This is a genomic window from Halorientalis persicus, from assembly GCF_900110215.1.
In the GTDB taxonomy this organism is placed as follows: Archaea; Halobacteriota; Halobacteria; order Halobacteriales; family Haloarculaceae; genus Halorientalis; species Halorientalis persica.
Map to the genome: position 1 here is coordinate 83,827 of NZ_FOCX01000014.1, position 11,203 is coordinate 95,029.

Sequence of the window (11,203 nt, forward strand, 5' to 3'; positions counted from 1 at the left end):
ACAGATTCAAGCGCGCGGTGGGCAAAGCGGAGCATATGTACGACGGCCTGAAGGGCTTTCGCGATTTCTACCCCGCGGAGATGGGGCCCCGGCGAGAGGTCATCGACACGCTGGAGGCCACGGCCAAGCGGTACGGCTTCCGCGAGATCGGGACCCCGGCAATGGAACGCACCGAGATGTACGTGGACAAGAGCGGCGAGGAGATCGTCGAGGAACTGTACGCCTTCGAGGACAAGGGCGACCGGGAGGTGTCGCTCACCCCCGAGTTGACGCCGACGGTCGCGCGGATGGTCGTCGCCAAACAACAGGAACTCTCCAAGCCCATCAAGTGGGTCTCGACGCGGCCGTTCTGGCGGTACGAACAGGTCCAGCAGGGTCGGTTCCGCGAGTTCTACCAGACCAACGTCGACATCTTCGGCTCGGCCGAGCCGGAAGCGGACGCCGAAGTGCTGGCCTTCGCGGCCGACGCGATGACGAACCTCGGGCTCACGACGGAGGAGTTCGAGTTCCGCGTCTCCCATCGGGACATCCTCGGGGGCCTGCTGGAGGCGTTCGACGCCGACGTGGACACCCGCGAGGCGATCCGCGCGGTCGACAAATCCGAAAAGATCGACGACGACGAATACCACGACCTGCTCTACGAGGCCGGCCTCTCCTACGATCAGGCCGCCGAGTTCGACGCCCTGCTCGACACCGACGAGGAGAGCTTGGACGAACTGATCGAGTTCGCCGGGACCGACCGGGTCGAGGCGGCGGTCACCAACCTCCAGAACGTGCTGGACGTGGCCGAGGACTTCGGCGCGCGGGAGTACTGCACGCTCTCGCTGGAGACCGCTCGCGGACTGGACTACTACACCGGCGTCGTCTTCGAGTGTTTCGACGCCACCGGAGAGGTCTCCAGGTCGGTGTTCGGCGGCGGGCGTTACGACGACCTCATCGAGAGCTTCGGCGGCCAGCCGACACCCGCCGTGGGGGTCGCGCCCGGTCTCGCGCCGCTCTCACTCCTCCTCCAGCGGGCGGGCGTCTGGCCCGACGAAGGGTTCACGACCGACTACTACGTGCTGCAGGTCGGTGACACCCGCGAGGTGGCGGCCGAGATCACCCGCGAGTTGCGCGAGCGCGGCCACGTCGTCGAGACCGACCTCTCGGACCGGAGTTTCGGCGGCCAGCTCGACTACGCCGACTCGGTGGACGCCGAGACGGTCGTCATCGTCGGCGAACAGGACCTCGAAGACGACGCCGTGACGGTCAAGGACATGAGATCGGGCGACCAGCAACAGGTTCCCCTCGCCGAGTTCCCGGGCGACCACGACCGACCGACCTTCGACGACTTCTAGCCGTCGAACAGCCCGCCGTCGTCCGTCGTCTCGCCTGCCGTCTCTTTCTCGGCCGGCGTCGTATCGTCGCCGAAGAGTCCGTCGTCGCCGGTCGGTTCGTCGGTCGGTGTCTCGGTACCGTCGTCGAGTAGCCCGTCGTCCGTCCCATCGTCCGTCCCGTCGATCAGGCCGTCCGCGTCGGAGACGTTCCCGTCGAGGGTGCCGTCGTCGAGTAGCCCGTCGTCGGCGTCACTCCCGTCGGTATCGTTCTCGCCGGAATCACGCCCGTCGGTGGGGTTCTCCTCGAGTGGGCCGTCGGCGTCGTTCGAGTCGTCGGCGATCACGTCGCCGAATCCCAGTGATTCGTTGTCCGCACCCAGTTCGTCGAGCGCGTCGCCCAGCGTCGAGTCGTTCTCGTCGAACGGCCAGTCGGTCCGGTTGGTCGGACCGACGGTCTCGTTGAGGCCCTGGAGGATGTCCTCGGCGTCGAGGTCGTCGTCGGCGTCGATCTCGTCGGCGACCGCGGACCGACCGAGCGCCCGGAGGTCACTGTGGAGGTCGGCCGTCACCGAGTCCGAGCGGTTGGCCAGCGCTCGGAACCGCTCGGTCGAGAGTCCGTACTCGGCCGTGACGGCCGCCGAAAGGTCCGCTGTGGCGCGTTCGCCGCGGTCGGCCAGCCGCCGGTTCACGGCCGCCTCGACGGAGACGGTGGCCGCGAGGTAAGCGTACGCGCCGGCCGAGACGGAGCGGTTGTCGGCCGCTGCCCGGAGGCGTTCGCGGCGCTCACGGAGCGAGTCGAGGCGGGCGTCGGCGCGTGCTTCCAGCATCGCCAGCACTGCGGCCCGCTCCTCGGGGGAGTCGGCGCGGCCGAGCCTGACGACCAGCGTTCGGGTTTCGAGTTCTCCCGCCACCGCCGACTGCTGGGTGCCGATGGCACCCGCGAGCCGGGCTCCCGCCGAGGCCGTCGCGTTCGCGCTACTCGCGTTGCCGCCGGTCTGGGTCGCATCGGCACTGGCCGCGTTCTCTGCGGTCGCGGTGCTGGCCGCGCCGTCGGTGGCCGCCGTGTCTGCAGTCGGGGAATCGGCCAGCAGGCCGGCCGCGGGGACGGCGGCCCCGACGACGAGACAGACGACCAGTACCGCGGCGGCGAGCGGGCGCAGGCGGTTCGGGAGTCGTGGGTGCGTGTCAGTCATGGGTTTCCTCCGGGAGTGTGACGACGTTCTCGCGGCCGAGGCGGAACACTTCGATCTCGTCGTCGTCCCGGAGCCGGGAGACGACGCGGCTGGTCTTCGAGTCGCCCCAGTCGCAGGCGTCGGCCAGTTCCTGCTGTTTGATCCGACCGCCGTGGTCGCGAATGGCCGACAGCGCGCGCTCGTCGTCGCTGAGCAGATCCGCCGACGGTCCGTCTCCGGCCCCGTCGTCGCCGTCGGATGCGGCCGCCGTCCCGGCCGTCGATCCGCCCGTCGACTCGGCCACGGTCGCACCGTCGCCGGGTCCGTCGGGCCCGTCGTCCGGTCGACGCCGGACGTACAGCGCGCCGGCGGCTCCGAGTGCGGCGAGGACCAGAACGGCGACGCCGGCCGTCAGGAACGGGAAGCCGCTGGCAGTCTCGGGGCCGGAGTCGGGGCTCTCGCTCGCGACGATTCGGGGAGCCGTCGAACCGAAGCCGAGTTCGCCCGCCCAGGCGACGCGGTTGCTCCTGGTCTCGGTCGGCTCGGGCGTCACCCGGTCGAGGCGGTAGCCGTCGGGCCAGGCGACGGTGAGTCGCGTGTCCGGGCCCAGATAGAAGCCGCTGATGGCGTCGCCGATCCGGAGTGTCGAGGCGTTGCCGCCGACGAACCCGGACCAGGCGAACCGGTAGGTGACGATGCCGGTCGACTGGGCGAGGCGCTGGCGGCGAACCGTCACCGTGACGTTCGAGAGTGCCATCTCGCGCCCGGTCTCGTTCTCGGCCTGCCGGACCGACGGGCGGATGTCGGCGGCGAACGCCTCGACGTAGGTCGAGCGGTTCGCCTCGATGTCCTGGCGGTAGGAGGTGAACGCCTCCGGCTCGCCGGGTTCGGTCAGGTAGAACTGGTACTGGATCTCCCAGGCGGCGGTCCCGTCGGCACCGGCGTCGATCCGGATGAGCGTGCTGTCGGGCGACAGCGACTCGTTGTCCGCACCGGCGGACTGGGCCGCCACCGGGCCGGCACAGAGCCAGCAGGCGGCGACGAGGGCCACGCCGACCAGCAGCAACCGGGACACTCGTTGCATTCCGTCTGTTGGGGGATAGGTCGAGTGATCGTAATCTATCTTCGGGTGCGAGCCGCGGACGGGACCCCGGGGCAGGAAAAGCGACAGCGGGCGTGTCAGGGCGGAACATATGAGTGGGGTTCGGGTGGGTCCCGTGTGGGGTGGAGTGGGGTTGGGTTCGGGTGCTCGCGTGGGGGGAGCGCCGTTAGTTCTCGAGTTCGTCCTGGAGATCGTCGACCTCCTCGCTCAGTTCGTCATTGGCGTCGGCCATCTCGTCACTGGATTCCTCGTCAAGTTCCTCGAGCGCCTCGGAGGAGTCCTCGTTGGCGTCGGCGATCTCCTGGCTGGTCTCGTTGTCGAACTCCTCGAGTTCCTCGCTCACGTCGTCGCGTGCGTCCTCGCGGGCGTCGTCGATGGCGGCGCTCGCGTTCGCGTCCGCCTCGACGTCGGCGCTCACGTCGGCGTTAGCTTCCAGATCGGCCTGGGCGTTGCCCGCCGCGTTGGCGTTCTCGTCGCCCTGGGCGTTGGCCTCGGCGTTCTCGCTGGCGAACAGGCTCAGGACGGTCGCGACGAAGCCCTCGTCGCTGTCGGCATCGGCGTCCGCGCTCGCATTCGCATCCGTGTCTGCCTCGGCCTCACCGTCGAACGGCAGGTCGATCACGATCCCGAAGGGCAACTCGACCTGGCCCTCGGTGCTCACGTCGGCAGCGCCCTCGGCGGCGGCCTCGCCGCGGTCCGCGCGGGCATCACCGTTGCCCGACGCGCTGGCCGAAGCGTCGACGGCCACGGCCGCCGAGCCGTTGGCCCCGCCGTCCGCGTCGGCGCTACCGGACGCCGTCACCGCGATCTCGGCACCGGCTCCGGCCTCGGCCTCGCCGTCCGTCTCGTTCTCGACACTGTTCGCGTCCGTGCTCACGGCCGCCGCTGCCGGCAGCGTCGCGGTGAGGACCACCGCGAGCGCCAGCAGCAGCGAACCAGTTCGGGTGTTCAGGCGCATTGCATCCCCAGCTTGTGGCGGGAGGGTCGTATAAAGGGGTGGCCCTGGTGGTGTATCCCGGCGGATTGTCGTCACTTGCACCGAGTTTCATACCGTTGCAGTCGCGCGGTTAGAGTTCGATCTCTCAAACGTCGGTGTTGAACGGTCGAAGGTTTAAAATAGAGGTTTCGAGAGTCAATCGTCAGCATCGGTCGCGACGAAGACCGGTTGCTCGGCGTCGAGGAGGACAGCCTGCGTGACGCTGCCGAACAGGGCTTTGCCGATGGGGGACCGTTTCCGGCCGTGGACAGCGATGGCGTCCACGCCGAGTTCGGCAGCGGTCTCGAGGATGACTGTCGCGGGATCGCCGTGCTCGTGACGGACCCGCGCAGTCACACCGGCTGCTTCGAGCGCCTCGACGGCCGCCGTGACGCTCTCGGGTACGTCGTCTTCGTCGTAGATGGCCTCGGAGGAGACAGCTTCGGCCTCGTCGCGAACCTCGAACTGTTCGAAGACGTTGAGGACGGTGACCTCGATTTCCTCGGGATCGGCGGGGAGGTCGGTGACGGTCTCGACGAGCGGCGCGGGTTCGTCCTCCGTCGCGAGTAACACGTGATACATATCTCCAGTTACCAGCGCCCACTACTTAGTTCGCGGGACCGGTTGGGTCGGGCGGCCGTCGGTCACCGTCGAAACGCTCATCGCGCTCGCCGAACAGCTACGATCCATGCGCGCGTACCGGGTCGCGTACGACGGGCGGCGGTTCCACGGGTTCCAGCGCCAGCCCGACGTGCCGACCGTCTCGGACACGCTACTGGCGGCGCTCAGCGATCTGGACGTACTGGACGGCGGGACCGACCCACCGCCCGGCTACGCGGCCGCGGGCCGGACCGACGCCGGCGTGTCGGCCATCGCACAAACCGTGGCCTTCGACGCGCCCGACTGGCTGACGCCACGGGCGTTCGACAGCGAACTCCCGCCGGACGTGCGGGTGTGGGCCGCCGCCGACGCACCGCCCGCGTTCCACGCCACCCACGACGCGACGAGTCGCGAATACGACTACCACCTCCACGCTCCCACCGGGTCCGTCGACGGCGAGCGCGCGACGGCCGCGCTCGACGCGCTCCGTGGCGAACACGACTTCCACAACCTGACGCCCGACGCCGACGGTACGGTGCGAGACCTGGATGGGGCGATCCGTCGGGACGGTGACTATCTCGTGGTACGGGTCCGGGCCAGCGGGTTCGCCCGCCAGCTCGTCCGCCGACTGGTCGCCCTGGTTGACGAGATCGCCCGCGGCGAGCGCGACCTCGGGGCCGTCGACCGCGTTCTGGCCCCGGAGCCGTTGCCCGGACCGGCGGGCGTCCCAGCCGCACCCGCCGAGCCGCTGGTGCTGACCGACGTGACCTACCCCGACCTGGCGTTCGAGCGCGACCCCGAGGCCGCGGCGAGCGCTCGCGAGATTTTCCGGGAGCGCCGCGTCAGGCACGCGACGAGAGCGCGCGTGGCCGAGGATCTGATCGCCGGCGTCGACGGGGACGCGAACTGAACGGCCGCCGTATAAAGGCTTACTTCGCACCCACCCGTACCAGTGGCAATGAGTTCGGTTCCCGAACGAAGCGACATCGACGAGGAACACAAGTGGGATCTGGCGGCGCTCTACGCCGACGACGAGGCGTGGGAAAGCGCCTTCGAGGACGTACAGGAGCGGCTCACGGATCTGGAGGCCTACGAGGGGCGGGTGACCGAGGACGCCGAAACGTTGCTCGACGTACTCGAACTCCGCGAGGAGATCATGCGGACCGTCTCGAACGTCACGTCGTACGCGCGGATGCGCCGCGACGAGGACACGACCGACAGCCACTATCAGGCCCTGCTCGCACGGGCCCAGTCGCTGTCCTCGGAGGCACAGAGCGCCGCCTCGTTCATCGAACCCGAACTGCAGGACCTCGACCGCGAGGACATCGAGGCGATGATCGAGGACCAATCGGATCTCGAGGAGTACGGCCACTACTTCGACGACGTGTTGCGGATGAAAGACCATACCCGGTCGGCCGAGATCGAGAACCTGCTGGCCGAACTCGGCGAGGTCACGGGCGCACCCGGCGAGGTGTACAACACGCTCGCCAACGCGGACATGACGTTTCCCGCAGTAGAGACACCCGAGGGCGAAACGGAACGGATCACGCTCAACAACTTCACGACGCTCCAGAAAAATCCCGACCGCGAATTTCGACAAGAGGTGTACGAGCAGTTCTACGACGAGTGGGAGACGGTGCGAAACGCGGTCGGAACCGCCTACAAGAACAGCGTCAAGACCGACAGCAAACTGGCGAACGCGCGCAACTACGATACCGCCCGCGAGGCCGCCCTCGACGGCCCCAACATCCCCGTCGACGTGTACGACAACCTCGTCGACACCGTCCGGGCCAATCTCGACAAGCTCCACCGCCACGCCGAGCTGAAGCGCGACGCGATCGGGGCCGAGGAGTTGCGGATGTGGGACCTCTACGTCCCGATGGTCGAGGGCGAGAGCCCGGATGTGACCTACGAGGAGGCCCGTGAGTACGTCACCGAGGCCGTCGCGCCGCTGGGTGATGAGTACCAGTCCCGGCTGGCCGAAGGTCTCGACTCCCGGTGGGTCGACGTGTACGAGACCGACGGCAAGCAATCGGGGGCCTACAGCGGCGGCACCTACGACTCCCAGCCGTACATCCTGCTGAACTACCAGGACGACGTGTCCTCGATGTACACGCTGGCCCACGAACTGGGCCACTCCCTCCATACCCAGCTCACCAGCGAGGAACAGCCATACGTCTACTCGGGCTACGAGATCTTCGTGGCCGAGGTCGCCTCGACGGTCAACGAGACGCTGCTGACCCACCACCTGCTCGACACCGTCGAGGACGAACGGCTCCGCCGGCACGTCCTCAACGAGTACCTCGAACGGTTCCGCTCGACGCTCTACCGCCAGACCATGTTCGCCGAGTTCGAACACCGCGCGCACGAGCTCTCGGAGGCGGGCGAGGCGCTCACTCCTGATCGGCTGGACGAACTCTACCGCGACCTGAAAGGCGACTACTACGAGCCGGCCGCACTCGACGACCGGATCGCCCGCGAGTGGATGCGTATCCCCCACTTCTACCGGGCCTTCTACGTCTACCAGTACGCGACCGGCATCTCCGCGGCGGTCGCGCTGGTCGACCGGATCCTCGATGAAGGGGAACCGGCGGCCGAGCAGTACGTCGACTTCCTCCGGAAGGGCTCCCGGGAGTACCCGCTGGAACTGCTCCGGGGCGCGGGCGTCGACATGGCCTCGCCCGAACCGGTCGAGTCAGCCCTGTCGGTCTACGACGACTACCTCGACGAGTTCGCCGAGCTGACCTGACCGACCGATAGCGGAGTCGATCCGGCCGGTCCGGTCCCAGCGGAGTAGGATGGCCGCGACCCAAAGGCCCTTTTACGAGCACCCATTAGGAACGACAGTCAGATGTCCCGGAGTCCGTCGCTCCCGGACCGGCCGCGCCTTGATCTCGATCCGGAGATGTCTCCGGAAGAGCGGCTGGATGCGTTGCGGGAGCACTTTATCAAGCTGGAACAGGTCAACGACGAGCTTTCGTCGCAACTCGATTCGGCCCAGGAACGGCGCGACAACCTCAGCGGCGAGGTCGACCGCCTGGAACGGGAAAACGAGACGCTGAAAACGTCGTCGCTGTACATCGCCACGGCCGAGGAAGTCACCGACGAGGGTGTCATCGTCAAACAGCACGGCAACAACCAGGAAGTCCTCACGGAGGTGTCGCCGAACCTCAAGGAGGAACTGGAGGCGGGCGACCGGGTCGCCATCAACGATTCGTTCTCCGTGCAGACACTGCTTGACGCCGAGACCGACGCCCGCGCCCAGGCGATGCAGGTCGATCACAGCCCCGACGTGGTGTACGAGGACATCGGCGGCCTCGACGAGCAGATCCGCGAAGTCCGGGAGGCCGTCGAGCAACCGCTGGTCGACGCCGAGCAGTTCCGCGAGGTCGGCATCGAACCGCCGAGCGGCGTCCTCCTGCACGGCCCGCCGGGCACCGGGAAGACGATGCTGGCGAAAGCGGTCGCCAACGAGACCGACGCGACCTTCATCAAGATGGCCGGCTCCGAACTCGTCCGGAAGTTCATCGGCGAGGGCGCGCGGCTGGTCCGGGATCTGTTCGAGCTCGCCTCCGAACGCGAACCGGCCATCATCTTCATCGACGAGATCGACGCCATCGCGGCCAAGCGGACCGAATCGAAGACCTCCGGCGACGCCGAGGTCCAGCGGACGATGATGCAACTCCTCTCGGAGATGGACGGCTTCGAGGACCGTGGTGAGATCCGCATCATCGCCGCCACCAACCGCTTCGATATGCTCGATCGCGCCATCCTTCGCCCCGGTCGCTTCGATCGGCTCATCGAAGTGCCCGAACCCGACACCGAGGGTCGCGAGCGCATCCTGGAGATCCACACGAAGGACCTCAACCTCGCCGAGGAACTCGACCTGGCGGCCATCGCCGCAGAGACCGAGGGCTTCAGCGGTGCCGAACTCGCCAGCCTCACCACCGAGGCCGGGATGTTCGCCATCCGCGACGGCCGCACCGAGGTCCGCATGGAGGACTTCGAGGACGCCCGGGAGAAGGTCACCGACGAGGAGAGTACCGAGACGGGGCCCATCGCATTCTACTGAACGCCGGTATTTTTTCACGTGAGATCGGTGTGAGATCGGCCATCACCCTTTTTATCGTCGGCGACCTGATTTAAGTGATGGAGTGGCCCGGCCGGGCCGAGGCGTTGCTCGAACACGCCCGGGACAAGATCGTCGTCCTCGACGAAGAGGGGACCTTCCGCTATCTGAACCAGGCGACAGCGGATATTCTGGGGTTCGACCCCGAGGAATTGCTGGGGGAGAACGCCTTCGAGTACATCCACCCCGACGACCGCGAGCGGGTCCGCTCGCGGTTCGAACGGGTCGTCGCGGGACGGGAGGACCGCGGGACGATCGAGTACCGCCACCGGAGCAGCGACGGATCGTATCTGTGGATCGAGAGTCGGATCGCCGAACTCACCGACCCGGAAACTGGGTACATCGTCAGCTCCCGGGACATCACCGAGCGCGTCCGGGCCGAGCGCGAGCGCGACGAGACAGCCGACCGGCTCGAAGAACTCGCCGCCAAAGCCGACGACGTGCTGTGGATGTTCTCGGCCGACTGGTCGGACGTTCTCTTTCTCAACGCCGCCTACGAACGGGTCTACGGCCAGCCGGCCGAGGGCGTCCGGGCGGACCCCCAACGCTTCCTCGACGCGATTCACCCCGAGGACCGCCCGACGGTCCGCGACGCGATGGCCCGTCTCTCGGCCGGTGAGTCGGTCGACATGGAGTACCGCGTCAACCCCCGGCAGGACTACAGCCGCTGGGTCTGGGTCCAGGCCGAACCGATCTTCGAGGCGGGCGAGGTCGTCCGGATCGTCGGCTTCACGCGCGACGTGACCGACCGCCAACGCCGCGAGCGACAGTTACGCGTGATCGACACGATCCTCCGACACAACCTTCGGAACGACCTCAACACCGTCATCGGCCACGCCGAGTACGTGTCCGAACACCCCGAGGACGACCCGCCGGCCCACGCCGAGGTGATCCACCGAACCGCCCAGGAACTGCTACACAAAGCCGAGAAACAGCGCCGGACCATCGAGTTGCTCACCGAACCCGTCACACCGTGTCGAATCGACGTGACGACCGCCATCGAAGACGCCGTGGCGGCGGTCGAGAACCACTACCCCGACGCCGAAATCGAGACCGACCTCCCACAGTCGCTGGCGGTCTGTGCGATCGGCGAGATCGGCACCGCGATCCGGGAACTGCTCGGCAACGCCGCGAAACACGCCGACGAAGCGCCGGCCTGGATACGGGTCACCGCGGTGCAGGTCGACGGCCGCGCCGTCGTCGAGATCGAAGACACCTGTCCCCAGATCCCCGACTACGAGTACCGTGTCCTGACCGGCGAACAGGCGATAGACGGCGTCACCCACACCAGCGGCCTCGGACTCTGGCTCGTCTACTGGGTCATCGACCTCTCGAACGGCACCATCAGCTTCGAGACCGACGACGACGGCAACACCGTCACCGTCTCGCTCCCGCTGGCCACGTCGGAACAGTAGAACAGCCGGACTGCAACGCGCTACCGCTCCGCGCAGATCTCCACGACCACCTTTTTCCCGCTCGGGTGCGCTTCACGCACCACTCGCGGCAAAAACGTGGGCGAAAAAGCCGGGTGCTCACTTCGTTCGCACCCGGTACAACGAACTACCTGTCCGCACAGATATCGACAACGCTCTTGTGAAGCACGTTGTTGATTTTTAGAGGACGGCGTCGAGAGCATATTTGAGTGCTTCGTCACCTGGTTTTCTGTAGAGTTCGCGGCGGAGCTGAAAGGCTTTGAGATACGGCGTTAGCTTGTCTTTTGACACTCCTCGGTGGGGCGAGAGCCACCGTCGCGTCAGCGACGCGTGGCTCTCGCAGGTGTTGACGTGGATGTCGCCGTCAGCGTATTCTCCGTCACTGTGGACGACGTATTTGCGGGTGAAAGCGTCGTCTTCTTCGAGCGGATCGTAGGCCCGAAATCCGTCCGTATAGACGGTCAGCGACTCCTTG

Annotated in this window: 10 protein-coding genes; 5 read left to right on the forward strand and 5 right to left on the reverse strand. The window is 67.3% G+C overall.

What is annotated here, in order from left to right:
• Positions 1 to 35 precede the first annotated feature (35 nt).
• Positions 36 to 1,337, forward strand: a complete 1,302-nt coding sequence (hisS, locus tag BMX17_RS15185; RefSeq protein WP_092661576.1) for a histidine--tRNA ligase — start codon at positions 36 to 38, stop codon at positions 1,335 to 1,337.
• On the opposite strand, the gene BMX17_RS15190 is transcribed toward hisS, so the two are convergent.
• From BMX17_RS15190 to BMX17_RS15205, 4 genes are all read right to left on the reverse strand, one after another.
• A complete protein-coding gene (locus BMX17_RS15190) occupies positions 1,334 to 2,509 on the reverse strand; it encodes a hypothetical protein (protein WP_092661578.1) in 1,176 nt (391 codons plus the stop codon). The genes hisS and BMX17_RS15190 overlap by 4 nt on opposite strands.
• On the reverse strand, positions 2,502 to 3,572 hold the full coding sequence (locus BMX17_RS15195; protein WP_139203543.1) for a helix-turn-helix transcriptional regulator: 1,071 nt from the start codon (positions 3,570 to 3,572) through the stop codon (positions 2,502 to 2,504). Before BMX17_RS15195 ends, BMX17_RS15190 begins: the two co-directional genes overlap by 8 nt.
• Before the next feature lie 184 nt (positions 3,573 to 3,756).
• Positions 3,757 to 4,548, reverse strand: coding sequence for a hypothetical protein (locus BMX17_RS15200; RefSeq protein ID WP_092661582.1), 792 nt, complete (start codon positions 4,546 to 4,548; stop codon positions 3,757 to 3,759).
• Between the two features lie 174 nt (positions 4,549 to 4,722).
• On the reverse strand, positions 4,723 to 5,148 hold the full coding sequence (locus BMX17_RS15205) for a universal stress protein (RefSeq protein ID WP_092661584.1): 426 nt from the start codon (positions 5,146 to 5,148) through the stop codon (positions 4,723 to 4,725).
• A gap of 106 nt (positions 5,149 to 5,254) precedes the next feature.
• Here BMX17_RS15205 and truA point away from each other — a divergent pair, with 106 nt between their 5' ends.
• From truA to BMX17_RS15225, 4 genes are all read left to right on the forward strand, one after another.
• A complete protein-coding gene (truA, locus tag BMX17_RS15210) occupies positions 5,255 to 6,076 on the forward strand; it encodes a tRNA pseudouridine(38-40) synthase TruA (protein WP_092661586.1) in 822 nt (273 codons plus the stop codon).
• A gap of 48 nt (positions 6,077 to 6,124) precedes the next feature.
• Positions 6,125 to 7,915: an oligoendopeptidase F gene (gene pepF / locus BMX17_RS15215; RefSeq protein WP_092661588.1), complete on the forward strand. Its 1,791-nt coding sequence runs from the start codon at positions 6,125 to 6,127 to the stop codon at positions 7,913 to 7,915.
• 102 nt (positions 7,916 to 8,017) lie between these two features.
• A complete protein-coding gene (gene pan2 / locus BMX17_RS15220) occupies positions 8,018 to 9,238 on the forward strand; it encodes a proteasome-activating nucleotidase Pan2 (RefSeq protein WP_092661590.1) in 1,221 nt (406 codons plus the stop codon).
• Positions 9,239 to 9,315: 77 nt separating this feature from the next.
• A complete protein-coding gene (locus BMX17_RS15225; RefSeq protein ID WP_092661592.1) occupies positions 9,316 to 10,710 on the forward strand; it encodes a sensor histidine kinase in 1,395 nt (464 codons plus the stop codon).
• A gap of 198 nt (positions 10,711 to 10,908) precedes the next feature.
• Here BMX17_RS15225 and BMX17_RS15230 read toward each other — a convergent pair.
• A partial coding sequence (locus BMX17_RS15230) for a transposase (protein WP_139203544.1) occupies positions 10,909 to 11,203 on the reverse strand: 295 nt, incomplete at its 5' end.